The sequence below is a fragment of the Cyanobium sp. ULC082 genome, from assembly GCF_977927535.1.
In genome coordinates this window covers 311258-330753 of record NZ_OZ376398.1, presented here as the reverse complement: position 1 = coordinate 330753, position 19496 = coordinate 311258, and the positions used below count along the sequence as shown (strand labels likewise).

The window sequence follows — 19496 nt, the reverse complement described above, 5'->3', positions numbered from 1 at the left end:
CGCCTGCGCCTGCTGGCAAGTCTGGCGGGCCCTGCCCGCTCAGCTGCAATGGGCCGCTGCCGCCGCGGCGCGAGCGCCATGGGACGGGAAGGTGATTACGAACCCCCGATCGCCCTGGGCGCAGAGGGGGAGGCCAAAGCGGCCGCCACAGCTGATGCACTGCACCTTGCGGCCGCCGCGGTTGGCGGGGCAGGCCACGAACCGCACGCCCTGATGGCGGAACACCGCTGGCCACTCGGTCGGCACCACGCAAACCGCCGGGATGCCTTGGCGCTGTAGCCCTGCCGCCACGGATCGGGATTCGGTGGAGGCATTGACCACAAGGCCCTTGGCGGCCGCCAGCCGCACGGTGGCCTGATTCTCAGGGCCCAACGGGAAGTGGGTGTAGGACCAGGCCGCCCGCAGATGCCTGGTGGCCCGTGCCAGCTGGAGCAGCAGGGCCTGATCGATGCGCAGCGGATCAGCGGGATCGGGCCACTGATCCCCGGCCACGCAATGGCGGAAGAGGATGCCGGCCGGCAGTGCCATCACCTGACGGATGAAGGCCGCCGCCGGGAAGCCGGTCTCGCCGCGGCTCGGTGACTGCCAGGAAAGATGATGCCTCTGCTGCTGTTCAGGCAGCCATCGCCAACGTAGTTAAGTCTGACTCGATTTCAGGCGGCGGCGGGTTGATCCACACCACTTCCGGTTGACGCCAGCACCGCGTCGATCGTGACCACCGTCGTGGATGCCTTTGGCGTGCCTGCTCGTAGACGACAGCCCGGTGGCGGCAGATGTCAACGGCCTGGCCACTGTGCCGTTGGTGGGGCGTGACGAACTTGATGCCGCTGTGGCGGTGCCTGTGGTTGTACCAGTCCACAAACGACGCCACCCACTGACATGACGTCTCCACGCTGCTGAATGGCCGCCTTGGATAGTCGGGTCGGTATTTCGCTGTGCGGAACAGCGATTCGGAGTAAGGGTTGTCATTCGACACCCGTGGCCTGGAAAAGGACCTGAGCACACCCAGCTCCTCCAGCCGGCTCTTGAGCGTGGCAGCACGCATGGCGTTGCCGTTGTCGGCATGCAGCACCAGTGGTTGCTTGCGGCCTTTGCTGTAGGCGAAGCCTTCTGCGCAGCAGTACCGCTCGCGCAGGCACGCCCGGCTCACCAGATCGGCTGCAATGGCTGGGTCTTCTCGCTCAGCGACATCCCAGGCCACCACCTTGCGGCTCCAGACGTCGATCACCAGATAGAGGTAGAGCCACACACCACGGACGGTGGTGGGCAGGTAGGTGATGTCCCAGCTCCACAACTGATTCGGCCCTGCAGCCCGCAGGCGTGGAACCGCTCTGGGCTCTTGCGGTGGCCGGGCACGACCACGGCGGTGGGCCTGGCCATGGGCGTGCAACACCCGGTAGAAACTGCGCTCTGAGCCAATGAACAGGCCCCGGTCAGCCAGAATCGGCACGATTTGCCCGGGGGGCAACGCCGCGAATTCCGGCTCGTTGCAAGTGAGCAGGATCCGCTGGCGTTCCTCCTCACTGAGCCGGTGACCGACATGGCGGTGGCTCCCTTTACGGAGATCAAGGCCGTCCCCATCACCTGCGAATTGGCGTCGCCAGCGTTGCAACGTTGTGAGGCCCACCCCCAGCAGCAGGGCCAGCTCACTGACACGGGCGCCTGCCGCGATGCCTTCATCCAGGATCTGCAGAGCCTTCTGGCGGTCTTCGGGCGAGGTCAGTCGCCCCCGTCCTCTCCCCAGAAGGCCTGGATCTTTTTTGCAGCCAATAGCAGTGCTGCCGCCTCCGCCAGGGCCTTCTCCTTACGCCGCAGTTCCTGTTTGAGCTGTTTGATTTCACGCTGGTCCTGCTGATGGCGGCGGTCTAGATCCTTCTGCTCTTTCAAGGTGAGCACTGGCTTTTCATTGGCATCCTGGGATGCTTGGCGCCAGCGGGCCACCTGTTCCGGATAGAGGCCCCTCTCACGGCAATAGGCACTGAGTTCAGTGGCGTTCAACCCCGCGGTCTCCAGCACCACCGTGAACTTGTCGGTGGCGCCCCAGCCCTCAGGATCCTTCTCGGATGCCGGCACCACTTCCCCTTGTAATCGCCAGGTCTTCCTCCAGTTGTAGAGCGTGACCACATGAATGCCCAGCTCTTCTGAAATCCGGGCCACGCTCTGCCTGTGCGGCGGAGTCATCCGCCTTTTCACGTCAGCTTTCACGGCCTCGCTGTACCGATGCATCGAATCGCTCCATCAAGCCCCCTAGTGGAAAAGATGGTCGGGGTGGAGAGGCGTCAACTTTGCTGGCAGAGGGGGGCTGAGCCGATCCCAGTGCAGACGGGTGTGATGGCCGGCTTCGGCGTAGCAGCCTTCTCGCCCGGCCAAGGGGCAGCTGCAGGGGCAGGTGAGCCGGCTTGTGCTGGAGACGGCGATTGGGCCGGTTTTGCGGTTTTCGCTTGGAAACGAGAGGGATGCACGGTGGGACTGGGCAGCAGCCACAGGTGGGGTGACGCAGGACCCGCCCTGCAGCCGCGCCGCCGGTCAAGGGCCAGCCACCAGAGAATGGCGCAGCGCAGCGGAGCCCAACGTCCAGCACGGCTGGCTGGTGAAGCCCTTGCCAAGGCGCGGAGCATGGAAGGGCCTGCGGCACCGACCTCAAAGCGCAGCCGATCGCCCGCGGCACATCAGCGCTGAGGCGATCGATGGCCGTGGATGTGCCATTGGTTGCTCGGCCCTGTCACCATCTGCGCCGGCGAAGCGGGCCGGTCCGATCAGGCTGGTGGCTAGAACTTTCAGCCACTGCCATGCTCTGCATTCACAGCGACCGCGACAGCCTCCTGGCAGCCCTGGCTCCCCACTGGGCCGATCAGCAGCTGCAGATCCCGCCGACGCTCAAGCCGTTGGTGAGACCGATCCGCCGACGGCCGTGGCCTTTGTGCTGAACCGCCTGTTAGCAGTTGAGCGACCCTTGGCTCAGCCCGACCCCACCAGCTAGCTGCCGGTGGTTCTTGAGGGCAGAGTGGCTGAGGCCCTGGGTCGGCTACCAGTTGCGGGACGTGGAGGAGAGGGAAGCTTTTTGAAGGACGCGGCGTAAGGACCGACCTAGGGAAGCAAAGATTATGACGCCGGCTTAGTGGTGATAATGCCCCTCACGTCAGAGTGGTGCCTTAGCGGGAACAGGGCAGTTGCTGCCCGGACACCAGACATCAGACCCGCAAAGCAGAGATCGGAGTCGATTGTTGTTGAGGCGCATTACTGGCCCAAGGGATGCTGTTGATGCTCTACTTACGGCTCCTCCTATGCTTCAGAAGCAGGATTAAGGTCTCAAGACAAGCACTGGATGCGCCCTTGGTAAAGGCTGGCCAGGAAAAGCAGAAAAACAAACACTGGATCCAACTACAGGACGATCGCCATACACGCTATCCATGTTGAAAAAGATTCTGTCACCTTTGACAGTCGTGATCTGTCCCATAGCGCCACGCGGATGAATGTAATTGCATTGCCCATTGAATCTGCTCGAAACCGAGTAACATAACGACTCGCAATACTTTGCGAGCTGGGCAGCCGTTGGCCTTGCTGAGGGATCAGCCAGCAAACAACTGCAAATAAGATTATAAAGCTCATCCCCAAGTGGCTCAAACTGTGGCTTACAGTGAAGTTGAGCTGGACGAGGAGGCACAGGAATTGGACTTCGCAGAACCGCGGCTAAAGCTGTTGGCCCCGGGCCAAAAGGCTTGTTCCCACTCATCAGTTCGTAAGCCATAGCAGCAAGAGACCAAACGTCAGCAGGCTTTCCAGCGTCTCTGTATTTGAGAATCATCTCGGGGGCCATGTAAGGCCACGCCCCAATAACAGTTGACGATGTTGATCTAGAAAGATCGCCATCCTCGGCGTCACTCATTTCATCCTCCACAAGCTTCGCAATCCCGAAGTCGGTGATCTTGATCTCATCTACAGAATATCCACCTGTGATCATTACATTATTCGGCTTAAGATCACGATGAACCACGTCAGCCTGATGTGAAGCAGCTACGCCTTTGGCAAGGTGGTGCAGAATCTTGGCAACAAGGGATGGGTCCAGCGCTCCGGCATGAGCAAGCAGGCCTTGCTTCAAGTCTGGGCCCGCGATCAGCTCTTCAACAAGAATAGATAAATTACCGATTTCGCAGTAGTCCAATGTCTTTGCAACATTAGGGTGGTTGACTCTTGCGCTTGCAACTGCGGTACTTTTGAAACGCTTTAGAGCAGATGGATTAATTGGTGTCTTAATAGCAACTTCTTTGCCGAGCAGGATGTGTTCAGATTTGTAGACCTGCTGCATGCCCCCTTGGCCTATAAACTCGGAGATACGGTACTTACCGGCTATGACGTCGTTGGCCTTGAGGATCATCGTTGATCTCATAGGACAACCTCTGGGTTAGAGATGTCAAAGGTTGGAAATAGACGACCACGTTGAGACGGTTGGCCAAGACCGATCACACAGCTGCTGGGAAGAACAGTCCCAGGCGCTACAGGAAGATTGTTAATAAAGACGTGGCCAGTGACGATTGATACTATAAACTGAAATCCGGTATATACAATTACAATGGAATCGGCATGAGGTGGATTCTTCAGCTTTACTTGATGCCTGTCCTTGTCAAGGAAGTATGGTGTCCCTCGATGTACAAGCAATGCTCTATGGCTACCCAGCAAGAGATGTTTCTCAAGGCAATTCCTCAAGGCAGCCGAAGTAGGTCGTTGACCTGGATCAGACAAAAGTGTTCTATCGAGCAACATGGAAACACTTTCTGGTAATTCTGGAATTGCATCCGCAAAGCTAGGTAGCAGCGTTGAAAACGTAGGTGGAATCTTACGCAAGCAAACAGGGATGCCAGATTGTGTCAAGCTCCATGCAAGCAAGCCAAATGCAAATACGTCAACAGACTTTGTGAACTCGACTCTGCCTGCTCCCCATAGTTCAGGTGCTGCATAGCTGGGTGTTGCAACAAAGCCGTCAGTCGCATCATCAACACCTGCTTCACGAGCCAAACCAAAGTCGAAGATTTTAACAATGCCGACACTGTCAATCTTAATGTTATCTGGCTTGATATCCCTATGGATCACATTGGCTGCGTGAATATCCTCAAGGCCTCTCGCTACCTGGTATAGAAGCTTTAGGTAGCCCTTGGCATCACCGGCAATTTGATTGTGCGACCAATTCAAGTCGGCTCCATCAACATATTCCTGCACGATGCCAATATCAGGCTCTCCTTCATGCGCAAATATGTCGTATATTTGCACGACATGCTTTGATCTGATCCGCTGTAGTGCTTTGATCTCGTCAAAGAGTCTTCGGCGATCTGCCAGATCTCTTATGAACTTAATTGCAACGAGACGATCTAAGTCCGAGTCTCTGCAAATAACTACCTCACTCATGCCGCCTCCCAGGGCTGGCCCTATTGGTTGATAGCGAGTAGGAAGCTGCCTCACGTTAGGACTTCCCAGATTCAATTATTTCAATATCTAGTCGAGGCTCAATGTAGTCTTCGTGGACGGGCTTGGTGCCAGGTTGCTTTATGTCTTTTGGGTCAGTCTTCTCGTCCACATTGCTGGATACCATTTCTCGTGTAGTGTCCACAATTTTAGTTTGATGATCTGGCTTGTCTCGGTTTCTTCTCCGTGGAGCCCTGCGCATTTCGATTGAGGGGGAAGGCAGTGCAGTCTTCTGGCTCTCGCTGTGGATAACTAACTGAAGGCAGCCCGGTACTCCAACTATCTGAAGAGAACCTACTTTTGATGGCTGCCATGAAGAGAAGAACTTTGCGCGAGGATCTAGTATTGCCATGGTCGAGTTGTCACTTCCTCCAATCCACTCGGACACATCATTGATCTTGTGAGCTGCATCCAAAGCCGATTTACTGTGACTTACAATGCCTTTGAAAATGGGTTCAGTAATGCCGTATGCGCCATCGGATGCCAACACAAACCATGTTACCTCTTGCGCTTGGGATACAGAGATTGACTGAGCGTCAAGACCGTCCCCCATTCCAATAAACCGAACAAGTTTTCTGAACTCCGAACCCGGCATGGAAAGCCTCAAGTCTGACAACATGTTTTCAAGGGTGTCATCCGTAGAGATCTGCCTAATCCCGTGCGGTGCCAGAAATGTATAAATACGGCTATCCCCTATGTTTATGGCTGACCACTCTCCCGTGTTTGAGCACGCAACCGCAGCAAGTGTTGCACCACCTTTACCTTTGTATTCTTGATAGACAGCCTGATTGGCTGCCTCAGCTGCCAGCTCAAGTCTCTCGGGCAGTCTGCTACTTCTTCCCGTGACTAATGAGCTAGCAAACGTACTAATTGCCAAATCAGCGCTTGCACTCCCAGACTGCATGCCACCCATGCCATCGCAAAGTGCGATGCATGCGATTGCGGGTCGTTCCTTAATTGCAGATTGAACTCTTAGAAAGATGGCACGGTCTTGGTTCTCTTCTCTGCCGCCCTTGGAGCTAGCTATATGAACACCACCAAAATCAGCGCTTACAGAACCTGTCTTCTTGCCATCCCGTAGCCAGTCGCTAATAGCAGACTGAACAAGCCGTTGATAGCCGCCGGCAGTCATGGGGTCAGGAACGGATTCTGATGGGGTTCCTCAACATTCTAGCGGTATCTGCTGGAGAGACCAGCGGCCTCTTATGTCTAAGGAACAAATGCGATTTGAGCTGTGCATCAGAGGTGCTCCGCTCCAGATGTCGGCATGCCATGAGACACCAACCGAGTAACTCACTGTGCCATTTGTCTGTGTTCTTCGCCTTGTCAACTCATGTCATTCCACAGCCATAGATTGATACGGCAGCCGACTTAGATGTGGGCTCGCAAAGCTGAAGTATGTTGTTCTTCAGCTACTGGCTTTATGGTTCCGCGATTCGAGCCAATAGGCCACTTTTTCACACAAGCAGGCCACTAAGTACTGATTGATTGCTCGCCAGCCTGATTCGTGATAGTATCAAACTGCGGCTGCAAACAAGAGGGGGTTTCCCTGGGTCCATTTGACCTCCCGCGAAACTACGCCGGGTCTCAAGATGTGGTCGCACCACTTTCTCCTTCTTTGAAGGACCATGGCACTCTTATACCCATCGGAAACTTAATAATTCCATATCCCTGGACCCTTCCGCTGCTGTCCGATCGGAACTTTGAACCAAGTTTCTCAAACCATGGATATACGGGTAGCTCGTCCCCGTCGCCAAGCCCCTTCCCCTCCCATTCTTCTCCGTATTCCACAAATTGACGATAGACGTTGTAAGCAATAATGTCAGCCACTTGAATTTGGTTCCAGTGCGCCGAATCAACAAATCTAAGATCGTTATTGATTGAGTCAAAGCGAAGTTTTGATTGCAGCCTAGAGCCCGTTTTCCGGAGCTGGGCGTGGTGAGACTTTAGGTTGGCTTTGTATTGATTGCCCGCGGGGGTTGCGCCCGTCATGTCATCAATGACAACAGCAAGACTGTCTGGAATGCGAATCTCTTGAACTGCGCGTTGCATCAAGAGCTCATATGCAATAGCAGGCGGATACCAAGCCCTATCCCCGTACTGAGTCTTTGACTCAACCTTGTCTACAGCAACAGCGATAATCATGAGATCGCGCTCAGCGATGCTGCAATACATATCCTTGACAAATTCCTCAAGTTGCGCTGCAGTCTTTCCGTATCGATTTAAGTATTTATTCCTGCATGAATCGGGATTTCTGAGCCAGTTCGACTTAATCTCAATGTCTTCCGTTCCAAAGAATCCACGCTTCAGAGTCTTGATGGCTTCGACAAGACGACCTGACTCAACCTCGGAAAGCAGAATTCCACCAAAGACAAAATATCTTGAAACGCCTCTACCCCGAAGGGAGTATTCTTGGCCAGTGGAGGTGTACTCCTTGGTCCCCGAGTCATCGATATATAGGATGAATTGCGTCATCTGCGTCGGTGCGCATTGATCACGGGGCCATGCGAATTCATTAGTGCTTGCCGAAACATGTTATTGCTTATCGTCATTTCGCCCTCTTTTGTTAGGGCTTCAGTCTCGGACAAAGGAAACAGCGGGCTCCCCGGCACCCACAGCTCACAGCTATCGCTGTTGTCCTCGTAGTAGGAGGCGTTGCAAGTGACTCGCATTTCCTTGTCTAGACCCGGCTGGGACCAGGCGAAGTCATAGGCGCCAATCGACCGGGCACTACAACCGGGGGGCAGCAACGCCGGTTGCTTGAGGATGGCTTCCAGATCAGCCAATGTGAGCGGTGAAGGCTTCAGAGTGTTGACCACATCACGAATGGCATCGAGGTCCTGGAGGACTTCATCGAGGTCCAGACCCTTGATCTCAGGCTCCTGCTCCACAGCCGCCACTGCGGATGCCCGAGCCTTTTCCCGCTGATCACGGCTGACCAGGGTGGCCTGGGAAATCGAGCTGGAGGCCTTAGCCAGGATCGGCTGGAGCTTGCCCACCACCTGCTCGAACATCGCGATCCGGCCCTTGAGTGCCCGGTACACATCGGCTTCCACCGTGCCATCAAGGTGCAGGTTGATGATCTGCATCTGCTCGTGGGTTTGGCCGATACGGTCGATGCGGCCGATGCGCTGCTCCACGCGCATCGGGTTCCAGGGCATGTCGTAGTTGATCAGGGCTCCGCAGAACTGGAAGTTCAGGCCTTCAGCTGCAGCATCGGTACAGAGCAGGATCTCCGCCTTGCCCTCTTTGAAGCCGCGTTTGGTGGCCTCGCGGTTCAGGTTCTTCCACACCCCGCCCTTCTGCAGGATCTCACCACCGCGACCGGTGAAGGCCATCAAGCTGGTTCGTCCGGCGCCGATCAGCAGCTCCTTGAGCGCATCGACCGTGTCGGTGTACTGGGAGAAGACGATCACTTGCTTGTAGCCCTGGGCCTGCAGCTCCTCGATGGCCTTGAGGAACTCGGCTCCCTTGCTGTCATGGCCGACCAGGGGCTGGGCCTGATCGAGCAGCACGGCGATGGCATCGAGTTCGCCCTGGAGCGAGGCCTCCTGAAAGGCGCTCTGCACGCCCTCCAGATCGAGGGTGAGTTCACCGGTGATGTCGTCGTCTTCGCTGGCGGCGGCGTCTTCCTCCAGCTGTTGCTGCTGACCGGCCATCCGTTTCTCCAGGGTGGAGACCAAGGCGGCCACGCTGCTGGCGAGCCGGCGGCGGTAGATCGTCATCACAAAGCCCACCGCCGATTTCTTCTGGCCGGTTGCCTGGGCGTACTGGGTGGAGATGAAGTCCTCCACAGCGTCGTAGAGGGCGCGTTCGTCTGGGGTGCTCTCGAGGAAACGGTCGTCCACATGGCGGGTGCCGATGGCGAGGTCCATCGATCCCTGCTGTTTGTAGGCCCGCAGCAGGTTGCGGCTGTGGCGGGAGATCAGCCCCTGCACCGGGGTCCAGCGTTTGGCCAGGGCCAGAGCGGCCTGGCGGATCTCAATGCTGAGGTTGCGGCGGGAGAGGGAGTCGGTGTCGTTGAGGGCCCGCAGGGCCTTGCGCTTGCGCAGCGGCGCCTTCCGCAGCGCCTCCGGCATGGCATTGCCTGGTGCCTCGCCAAACGCCGCCACACTGCTGCGCCATAACCCCGCCAGATACGAGAGGGTGGCTTCATCGGGGTTCTCCTTCTCCACCCACTCGAAGAACCGCTCGAAGGCATCTTCGGTCCACTCGGGGGGCATTCCCAGCAGGGCGAGCAGGTCCCACACCTCCAGCTCACTCACCTGCATGGGTGTGGCGGTGAGCAGCAGCAGACCGTTGGTGCGTTGGCGCAGCTGCTGCATCAGTTGCATCAGGGTGTTGGGGCGCAAGCGCTCGCCACCACTGCTGCTGTTCTCGCGCCTTGTACGGGCGTGGTGGGCTTCATCGAGAACCACCAGGTCGTAGGGCTCGGCTTCCAGCAGATCCTTGTGGCGGTCGCGCCGTCGCATCAGGTGGCTGGAGACCAGAACAAAGGGCTCTGTGGTCCAGGTGCTGCGGTCCACCTGCCGGGAGAGACCAGATGGGCGGAAGCGGCTGGGCTGCCAGTCGAGTGACTTGCCGCTGTAGATGGGCCAGTCGAGCCCGAACTTCTCGCGCAGTTCCCGCTGCCACTGCTTGAGCACCGACGCGGGTGCCATCACCAACATGCGGCGGGCGCGGCCGCTCAACCAGGCCTGGCGCAGCAGCAAGCCGGCCTGAACCGTTTTGCCCAGGCCCACCTCATCAGCGATCAGCAGCCTTGGCGGCCACTGCTGCCAGAGGCGCTGGAAGGCGCGCTGCTGATGGGGCCAGGGGGTCACTGCACTGGTGCCTTCACCGACCCGCTCGGCTCCCGGCAGATCGCTGGCGGCGGCCTTGAGCACGTAGCTCCACACAATGCGGCGCCGCTCATCGATGTCATGGACGCTCTCGACGACGGTTTCTGGCTCCGGCGTAGGCAGATCTTTGAGGAAGGGTTTGAGACGACGGGGCACCCCTTCAGTGGGTTGGAAGATGGCCAGCTGCTGGCGGATCGCCTCGGGGAGGGTGAAGGTGCGGGCGCCGGAGTCGCGGTTTTCCCAGAGCCGCAGGAAGCCAGCCTCCAGCTCATCAATGGTCTCAATACCGCCAGGCTTCCAGGAGCAGAAGGTCTGGATGGTCTCGTAGTTGCTCGTCCAGCCGTTGGGCGTTTCGTTGACGCTGCCGCTGAAACCCAGCCGTTGCCCGTCCTTGTCTTCGATCACACCTTCCTTGGCATGGAAGATCGCGCCGTCGTTGACGATGAGCCCTTCCATGAGAGGCAGCCCAACTCGGATCTCCAGGTGCCCATGGCTCACCAGCCAGCCCAGGAGCTCGGCCCCGAGGGCTGCGGCCCCCTGCCCGCCCGGCGCCACGCCCTTGAAGGGGAAGTGGTTCGAGAGGTGATCGGTGAGAACGGTTTCAGCGGGAGTTCCGGCTGCGAGGGCAGCGATGTCGGCCTCGCTGAGGAACACGCCCGTGATCAGACGCATCTGGCCTTGCCCCATCCCATCGGCTGAGGCCGCCACCAGGTGTTCCACGCCTTCCAGCACCTGGAGAAGGGAGCGGCTGGTGAAGTAGCCGGTGATGCGCCAGTAGCGGGTGGCATCCATCAGGGCCGGCCTGTAGAAGCCCTCCAAGAGACTCTCGATCGAGCTGCTGAAGCGACCCTTCCAGGCGTGATCGGCGAGGCCTGCCATGGCTGTTTACGCCTCGGCCAGTTCAGCCAGCACCAGTTCCAGCTGCTTGGGTGCCGGCACCTGCTCAGCGAGGGCGAGGCGGCGCAGGTTCTCCAGAGCTTCGAAGTCGGACGCAGCTGGGGCTGCAGCTTTCACCGGATCGAAGCCGGTGTAGCGGGCCGAAAGGGGCAGCACTTCCAGCACGGCTTCCAGGGCGGTGAGGAAGACGGGGCTGTTGGCCAGCCCGTTGTCCTCGAGCAGCTGCTTGGCGGCATTGAGATCAATGCTGCGAGCGCGGTGGGCGCAGTGGTGGATGGCATCGATCCAGGATTTGGTGCCATCGGGGGCACCGAGCTTGCCCTTGGTGGCGCGGGTGGAGCTGTCCCAGAGGATGAGATCGCTGGACTTCTTCTCGGCCAGCACGCCCACCACGTCCTTGTCCAGATCGAGACCGACAACGCGGGCGAGGCGCAATGCTTCGTCGTAGGGGAACTGGGGCGCCTGGAAGGCATCCCAGGCGAGCACGAACCATTCAGTGAGCGGATCGAGCTGGGCCCGACGCGATCCAGAGGTGAGCTTCTCCATGCGCCAGGCCTTCACCTCGCGGCGGGCGGCATCGAGGGCATCTTCCGGAGACACCGCGTAGGGATCGTCTTCGCCCAGCAGCTCATCAAGGGTGAGCTGGGCCCGGCCCCGTTTTCTTGCGCGCTCCTCGATCAGCTTGGGCTGGCCGCGCTTGATCGGCCAATGCAGTGAAAACTCTTCGAGCGCTGGCCCGAAGCAGGAGAGATAAAGATCAACACCCCGGATACCTCCGGCCTGGAACTGCTCAATGCGCTTGCGAACAGCGGCTTTCACGCGTGGTTCCAGATCTTCCCAGTACTGCACACCGTCTTCCTGTCTTTGCTCAGGGCGAAGGCGGCAAACCAAATAAATCGTACTATTGGCAGCAGATTTTTCTTTGATATGCAACGACCCCTCTGCTTCAGAGTTAATAGGCCATGAAGCAGTGATTACAAATCCGGCATCGATTAGCCCCTTGGCGAGGGCATCCCATGCGCCGGTGGCTTTGTGGGTAAACATTAGGGTCATTACCCCATCATCTTTGAGCACACGACGACACTCGGCGAAGATCTCGGCCATCTTGTGCTGGTAATCCATGCCAGCAAGAGCTTTGGCCCCCTTTTTCCCTTCATGTCGAGCGGGGTTTGCCACCGCCTCATTATCTTTATCAGTCAGGTGGGCCATGAACAACTCCGGGTAGAGCAATCCTGCTGTTCGTTTCAGCCACACATAAAAATAATCACTTAGCTCCGCATACATAACATTGTCGTAGTAGGGGGGATCCATTACCACGGCGTCCACACTGGCAGACTCAATATGAGACAACGAATCCGCTGGGCCACATGAAATGACTGCAGAGTCTCCTGTACGTCCGTGAGCGCCTTGAAGGGCCATAAGTAAAGGATTGTCAGGCGTCTCGAGGCTGGCTCCGCCCACAAGATTTATCAGCTCTTTTTGGCACTTTGCACTGCTATCAAACGCCCATCTCAAGCCTCCGCCAGTTACGGCATGCGGCATCTCCGCGTGCTGCCATATAAACGCAAAGTCGTGCCTCTGAAAGACGTGTCCAATAACCTCACGGAGGCTTATCCATGTAGAACATCTTCCGTTGTAGTCAAGAAGTTTATCAAGGGCAAGAGCGAGATGACCAAGAGCCGCTCTAGTCACATCAGCAAGTCCACCTTGTGCGCTCTCTTCCTCGTGGAGGACTTTTCGAAACAGTTCAACGTTAATGGAGTGCGCAAGGAGTTGCCTTCCAGAAAAGAACTGGGTCCACTTCTTTATTCCATAGAGGTGAAGCGGCCATCTAATATTTGTCTCAAAACCGAATGGAATATCTTCGCTTGGAATTGCATCAAGCGCCTCGAGCTCTGGCAGCTTCTCCGCTAGGAGAGTCTGGATTTCTGCGGTATTATCATCGACCAACTCTGCCGACCGATAGCCACGACGCCACTTGTCTTTTTTGGGCTTGCCAGATTTAGTGAATTCTGTTGGCAATTTCTTCTTGAACACGACCGCGAATATCTGATCCCCCATCTCGCCTTTTTGGGCTTGCAGCTTGACCTGATCTCCATCTATAACGCGACCGCAGTCTGTATACGGACAAGTTGCATTACCGCTCTTTACCGTGGGGGCGCTCTGTTCACCAGTGCTCCCAACAATTCTGAATCCGCAGTGACGCCCTTTGTCGCCAGGACCACCACAAAGATGTGGGATTACTTGCACCCCCGTCCCATCCGGGGCAAGTTTCCAGTTAGGTGACAAAGGCACCTTGCCAGAGCAGTATGGACAATTAATCGTCCTAGCCCACAAGTACCCAAGCACCTGGGTATCAGGCTCCTCTTTTGGGTAAATCTTTTGAAACTCACGCTCTGCTAACTCGAGAAAACGATCTGACAGGCGCCTGAACTCGCTTAATAGCGAGTGTCCATATTTGGCGGGCCATTCATATGTAGCTTTTTGAATAAGAACGGAAACAGGATTTATGTCATTTGCGAATGTTTTACACCCGAGTCTAAAAGCTTCGAGTGGTATGGCTCCGCCCCCTGCTGTGGGGTCAAGTACAGTAGGGATCTTGATCCCAAGCTTCTGTATTTCTTCCAAAAACCAAAACCCATCCCTATCATCTGGCGAGTGCTGGAAGGCTCGCGAGTAGCCATAGGGATTTAGGCCAAGATCTTGACCTGACTTCTTGGCTGTTGCTATTTTCTTCTTGGTGGCAATTGGATCCCCATGAATACCAAGCAAGTGCATAAAGTTTTTGCGATCCGCATCGGCCGGCAAAATTGAAGCCAATACCGCTGCACGGGAGCCGACCAAAGGTCGTCGAGCCCACCACACATGTAGGCGATTCGGCGCCGGGAAGGGCGTCATCGGGGTGCGTTCGCGCACGCTCTCGATGCCCAACTCAGCGATCGGCAGCCACTCTTCGATCAGGCGTTTGGTCATGTGAGCACCTCATTCATCGACCAAGTAGCGCGAATAGCGCGCGTGGCAGAACGACAGGAAAATAGAGCTAAATGCGTACTTTCTTTGCTCCGATTAATGCCGGGCAGGCAACCCATGGGTGACGAAAATGAGTGGAGGGGGAAAATGGTTACTTGAGAAATAGTCGCCAAGGGATTCCTCGGATAAAATGCATTGATTGCTTTGTTGTCTCTCATGGAGTCGCTTCACCGACAAGAACGGCTTCTTGGATTGCTCTTTCCGTAAGTGACCACCTAGTAAGTCTCTTGGGAGTCGTCTTCATGATGGCAAATCGCTTGTCGGCTAAGCCCTCAAGAAGAGCCAGCACCTCGGCTTCTGGCATCTTTAGGTCTCTGGCGATACTGGCGGAAGCCCTGCTCCCGTAAGTCTTGCTTAATATTGCGCTAATGACTCTATTCTCCTGCTCTCCAAGGGAGGGGATTCGATAATCCTTGATAACCGGCTCTGCAAGCGCCAGATCTTCATCGAAAGTCTCAGGCTCGGTCTCAACCGAAGCAAGATCTAGTGCTTGACTGGCTTTCTCGTTAAGACTTTCAATTTGCTGATTCTGATTCTCAAATTTACTCTTGAAATCGCGTATCACGGAATCAGTAATTGAATCGATAAAGCGCCTGCTCGAAACCGCGGCGATCACGCAGAATCCCATGATCACCAGCAGGCTGTGCAGCGAGTCTTGGCCTCCCTTGATTGCCTCGCCTACGAGGGAGCTGGAGATTGTATTCAAAAACAACGGCACGACCAATGATGCAGATATGCCGAGAAGCATGTGCATCGCAAAGTCAATACTGTGGTCGATCTGCGTCCTCCCTTTGCCGCGCCGATCGATTTGTACTTGGCCGGTAGAATCCTCTAGAGACCGAAAGACTCTTGCTCGATCAGAGAAGTCAATCAGATATGCAACGAGGCCTCCCAGTAGGCCTGATAACAGCAAGACAATAACAAGGGCATGAAAGCCATGTCCATTTACAGTTGAATTGGTTGCCGCGGAGATTGCAAAAAAGTGCATCGTCATATGGGGCTACTTAACTACCAGTACTCAGCAACATGCGCAGCGCCGCCAGCACCCGGCGCGGGTTCTTGCGGTGCATGGCCATCCCCAGCCAGTAGGCCGCCTCCTCGCGGGCCATGGCATCGATGCCGCGCGCGCAGTTCTCAATCAAAGCCACGTTGCGCATTGGCGCCAGCAGCTTGAACAGCAACCCCATGGCCAGGGCCAATTCTTCCGAGAGGGGATCCCGTCGGGCCTCGCCCTTTTTCAGCTTGGCCAGGCTCACCTTCTCGGCCTTGAGGCGCCGCAGTACGGCCCCCTCCACCAGCAGCAGCTTATGGCCGCCCAGGCCGGCCACGCGCCGGGGTTCTTTCAACTCTGGGGTGGCGGTGCTGGGAACCTGCCATACCTCAAGCTCCAGATCACTGGGGCCGCGCTGCTTGCTGCGCAGTTCGTAGGCTGGTCGACCTGAGGTAATGGCCTGGGTCATGGCTGACCCTCGGCAGCTGTGCTCAGCTCCAGGCGGATCGTGGCGGTCTGGGCGCTGAGGCCTGCCCGGGTGAGGCGAGCAATCCAGCCCTCGCCGTTGTCGTCCCAGCGCAAGGGTGGCTCGTAGCGGAGCTGGTAAGTGATGTCGAGCGACTTCTCGCCGCCACGCCGCCACTGGCCCTCGATGAAGCCCCGCAAGTGGGCGGCCTCCTCCGGCATGCCGTTGAACTCGAAGCTCCATTCGGCGCTGCCGTCACCGCTGCTCCAGCCCCCCTCCATCATCTCGACGCGCACCGTGGCCCCCGGCTCGGCCTTGAGCAGGGCCATCGGCAGGAAGCCATCGCCACTGTTCATCCGCCAGGTGAGCGCCTTGATCGCCTTGCCCGAGCTGCTCACTTGCTGGGCCAGCTGGGTGAGGGCCGTCTTCACATTGTCGGTGCGCTCGATGACCCCAGGGCCTGGAGGCGGTAGCGGTGGTGGCGGAGGATTGGGACCAGGACCAGGACCAGGACCGGGACCGGGACCGGGTCCAGGTGGGTCTGAATCTGGATCAGTCTTCGGCGGCCAGACGCTCAACTCCAGCGCCTTCTCCATCGTGAAGATCTTGCCGTCTTCACTGATTGAGAGCGTGCCCGGTGGCAATCCCTGGCCTTCGAGGCGATCGCCTTCCTTGTAAACGAACAAGCCCTGATCCAGCCCCATGCGCAGGCACTTCTTGAGCACCTCATCCCCCAGCAGAATCGGCAGGGCCGGATCGCGGTAATACTCGTTGCGCAGATCCCGCGTGCTCATCACCCCCAGTCGCTTCAGTGGCGTCTTGTCGGCCATGAAGTTCGGCGCCGGCGGCGCGTCTTCCGCCATCACCAGCTCGCGGGCTTCGCGCAGCACTCGCTCCACCTGCTTCTGCCCCACCCCGGGCTCGCTGCTGGCACTGGTGACAGTGATGGCGGCATGGGTGAGTGGCACCTCGGGCCACTGGCCCCGCTCGGGATAGAACACATGCCGGTAGCACTGCTGCACCGCCAGGGCAAAACCTTGCTGCGCTTGGCCGTAGCGCTCCTTCACCTGATCCTGCTGGTGTGACTGGAGACTCGCGAACAGATCACCCTGCTGCATCTGCTGCAGCGCCAGGTAGGTGCGGGCCTTGCGCAGCATGTCGTCCACCTGCAGGGCATCGGCGCAGACGAACACCAGGTTGTTGCGGTTCAGACGCACATTGGCGTTGTCGCCCTTCTCCTTGAACAGCCGAACCACCAGCTCCGGCAGGTGGATCTTCGCCTGCTCCACGGTGTGGCCTTCCCAATGGATCACGGCCAGGTAGGGGCCATCGGTGTCGTCGGGAATATCAGCAGGGCTGGACGGGAACAACGCAAGCTCCAGCCTTTGCTTGGCGAAGATCGTGCCGATGCGCCGGTTCAACTCCTCACGCACACTCTCCAGATCGAACTGCTGCTCACGCTTCCTCACCATCTGGTTGAGGTTGGCATCGGTGAGGAAGCGCAGCTTGCTGGTGCCGCTGTCGTCCAGATACTCCGACTCTTCCTGCAGCAGGCGCACGGCCTTGTCGACAAAGGCAGGGTCCACAGCCGGTGCGTAGAGGCTGTAGTTCAACTCCAGGCGGCTGAGGCCCTTCAGCGGTTCGTTGAAGGCCAACGAGTGGAACAGCACCGTCCGAGCTGCCATCGAGCCGTAGGGCTCCATCCCCGTGAATTCCTGGGCATCCAGACGCTGGGCAAGGGCCCTGCCTCCCTCCGCTGGTGTGGTGGATACATCCGCCCGGATCGCCGGGATGAAGGCCTGTAGCCCCAGCTTGGTGGAGAGCTCCAGCCGAATCCGTTCGTTACCCGGATCGACGTGGTGCAGGTGGATGGCCGTGACGCCCCGTGGTTGTTCGCGCCAGAGCTGGCCCACGGTCTGCGCCAACAGCCTCAGCATCCCCCGCACTCGCTGGAAGTTCTCCAGGGTGGAGGTCTTTTGCATCAGGGTGTCGATCAGCTCTGGATGGAGCGGATAACCCTTGCGCAAATTGGCAGCACGGTCATCGCTCTGCCCGAACGGCGGCAGGGCATCGGCCGTGCGGCTCCAGATCTCCTGGTAGGCATGCACAACGTCCTCCACCCGGCTGCGGTCGATCGATTCGAACAGCCGCCTCGTCAAAACCTGAACGGTTTCGTCTTCGCTGGTGGGCGTGAGGGCCGTGATCTGCCGGCCCGTCACCGATTGCAGCTCCGCGAAGATCCGATCGATCCGCTGGTTCTCTTCTCCATAGGCATCCACCGATTGGCCGCCCTTGCCCAGCGCCAAGGTGAACACCAGCACCGCCTGGGGTGAAGAGTTCACCGCCTTGATCAGGTCGGTGAGGAAAGGGGTGAGCTGCTCGGCAGCCTGACCGGCTGCGGGGCCCTTGATCTTGCGCAGGTAGATCGAGAGCTCATCGATCAGGATCAGCACCGGCCGCTCGCCGATCAGCTCCCTCAGGGTTTCGGCTCCCGGTGGTGCCGCTCCAAGGCGGTCACTGTTGCGGATGCGTTCGTAGCCCGCTGCGCCCGCCAGCTGTACCGCAAGCTCCCCCCAGGGGGTGAAGGCGAGCACGTTGCCGTCCATGCGCCGACCGTTCATCGGGTCGGCGTTCTCACCGTCGAAGGCCGCCACCACCACCTTCTGGCTAGGCAGGGTGGCCAGGTCAACAAACTCGGCGAGGTTCGGGATCTGATCCGCCGCCGTGAGCACGTGGTTCAGGCCAATAAGCGCGTGGGTCTTGCCGCCGCCGTAGCTGGTATCCAGCCGCAGGATGCTGCCCAGCTGGCTGTCGGCACCTGTCAGGCGACCGACCACTGCCTTGATCAGGTCCTTCAGCCCCCGGGTGGGGTGGGTGTTGGCGAAGAACAGGGCCGGATTCTTGTAGAGCTCTGGCGCTGTGCCCTTGAGCACCTGGCTGAGGTCAGCAGCGAAGTCCTCATCACGGATCCGCCCTTCCAGCACGTCGGCCCGCGGCCGGCAGAGCTCGTAGATGGTGGGAGGGCTCATGGAGACAGCTGGACGGCCCTGGCAAGCCAGGGTGCTCGAGGGTGTCGAGCCCCATGATGCTCGGTCATTGGCCCTGGTGCATCCTCAGGCCATCGAGCCGAGACGAGTGGTTAAACCGATTGCAGATCTATGCAGCTGCTGCATGGAAAGCCGCTTGAGACCTTGCTTGAGGCTGGCAAGCCCGATGTTGCTGATTTGAGCATCAAGTATCACTTCGGTGTAATGACTTGCGATAGTGATTTATATCGCAGTGCGTGTTCAGGGCCCTTTTCACCGCTACGCCTCGCCTGATGAAGGGCCCGGCTGAGCGACCCGCCGGCCACTGCCCCAGTGGTGGGCCTGAGCCTCAGACCACCTGCACCCGGGCCTGGGGCCTGAGCACCGGTGCTGATTGGAGGCCAGGATCAGGGCCTCCCCGCGGTGCACGTAGTGCGGCTGGCTGGAGATGTGCCCCACGCGATCGAGGAACAGCACCCGGAGCAGATGGCCGGTTGTGCCGATCAGATGGACTGAAACCACGCGGATCGGACACTGGCGCTCGATGGGATCGCGACTTAGCTGAGTGGGGAGGAGTGGGCGGGCCATGGCAGTGATGGCGAAGGACACCACTGCTTCGCCGCGGTACGCGAACTGGGGCAGTCCGGGTGGTTTGGTCGCCAGCCACCAGGGCGCTAACGCCGGCCGGGAGCCCCGCCGCTTGGCAGCGGCATTGCCGGTGTAGTGCCGATGGGCCAGCACCACGCCGGTTGACTCGCCTGCTAGCTTTTCAGAAGCGACACCCCCCA

Annotated in this window: 12 protein-coding genes and 1 pseudogene; all 13 read right to left on the bottom strand. The window is 58.4% G+C overall.

What is annotated here, in order from left to right; genetic code table 11:
* Positions 1–39: 39 nt before the first annotated feature.
* The 13 genes and pseudogenes from ACXMDY_RS11060 to ACXMDY_RS11000 all read right to left on the bottom strand — a co-directional run bounded on the left by ACXMDY_RS11060 (position 40) and on the right by ACXMDY_RS11000 (position 19452).
* On the bottom strand, positions 40–621 hold the full coding sequence (locus ACXMDY_RS11060) for a DUF7227 family protein (RefSeq protein WP_457767663.1): 582 nt from the start codon (positions 619–621) through the stop codon (positions 40–42).
* A pseudogene (locus ACXMDY_RS11055) lies at positions 614–2226 on the bottom strand (IS3 family transposase). The gene ACXMDY_RS11060 and the pseudogene ACXMDY_RS11055 overlap by 8 nt, the downstream one beginning before the upstream one ends.
* Positions 2227–2247: 21 nt before the next feature.
* Positions 2248–2484 (bottom strand): DUF7227 family protein, encoded by a 237-nt coding sequence (locus ACXMDY_RS11050; RefSeq protein ID WP_457767619.1) that lies wholly within the window; start codon positions 2482–2484, stop codon positions 2248–2250.
* Between the two features lie 817 nt (positions 2485–3301).
* Complete coding sequence (locus tag ACXMDY_RS11045; protein WP_259702432.1) at positions 3302–4375, bottom strand: serine/threonine-protein kinase; 1074 nt, start codon at positions 4373–4375, stop codon at positions 3302–3304.
* 8 nt (positions 4376–4383) lie between these two features.
* Positions 4384–5400, bottom strand: a complete 1017-nt coding sequence (locus tag ACXMDY_RS11040; RefSeq protein WP_259702433.1) for a serine/threonine protein kinase — start codon at positions 5398–5400, stop codon at positions 4384–4386.
* Between the two features lie 55 nt (positions 5401–5455).
* Positions 5456–6589, bottom strand: coding sequence for a PP2C family protein-serine/threonine phosphatase (locus ACXMDY_RS11035; protein ID WP_259702434.1), 1134 nt, complete (start codon positions 6587–6589; stop codon positions 5456–5458).
* 455 nt (positions 6590–7044) lie between these two features.
* Complete coding sequence (locus tag ACXMDY_RS11030; protein WP_259702435.1) at positions 7045–7932, bottom strand: DUF3800 domain-containing protein; 888 nt, start codon at positions 7930–7932, stop codon at positions 7045–7047.
* Positions 7929–11177: a helicase-related protein gene (locus ACXMDY_RS11025; protein WP_259702436.1), complete on the bottom strand. Its 3249-nt coding sequence runs from the start codon at positions 11175–11177 to the stop codon at positions 7929–7931. Before ACXMDY_RS11025 ends, ACXMDY_RS11030 begins: the two co-directional genes overlap by 4 nt.
* A 6-nt stretch (positions 11178–11183) precedes the next feature.
* A complete protein-coding gene (locus ACXMDY_RS11020; RefSeq protein ID WP_259702437.1) occupies positions 11184–14168 on the bottom strand; it encodes a DUF1156 domain-containing protein in 2985 nt (994 codons plus the stop codon).
* Between the two features lie 211 nt (positions 14169–14379).
* Positions 14380–15219, bottom strand: coding sequence for a YEATS-associated helix-containing protein (locus ACXMDY_RS11015; protein ID WP_259702438.1), 840 nt, complete (start codon positions 15217–15219; stop codon positions 14380–14382).
* Between the two features lie 10 nt (positions 15220–15229).
* The gene (locus ACXMDY_RS11010) at positions 15230–15685 is read right to left on the bottom strand and encodes a DUF7680 family protein (RefSeq protein ID WP_259702439.1); all 456 of its coding nucleotides are present in this window, start codon (positions 15683–15685) and stop codon (positions 15230–15232) included.
* Complete coding sequence (locus ACXMDY_RS11005) at positions 15682–18711, bottom strand: ATP-binding protein (RefSeq protein WP_259702440.1); 3030 nt, start codon at positions 18709–18711, stop codon at positions 15682–15684. Before ACXMDY_RS11005 ends, ACXMDY_RS11010 begins: the two co-directional genes overlap by 4 nt.
* Positions 18712–18987: 276 nt before the next feature.
* Positions 18988–19452, bottom strand: a complete 465-nt coding sequence (locus ACXMDY_RS11000; RefSeq protein WP_259702441.1) for a hypothetical protein — start codon at positions 19450–19452, stop codon at positions 18988–18990.
* Positions 19453–19496: the final 44 nt, after the last annotated feature.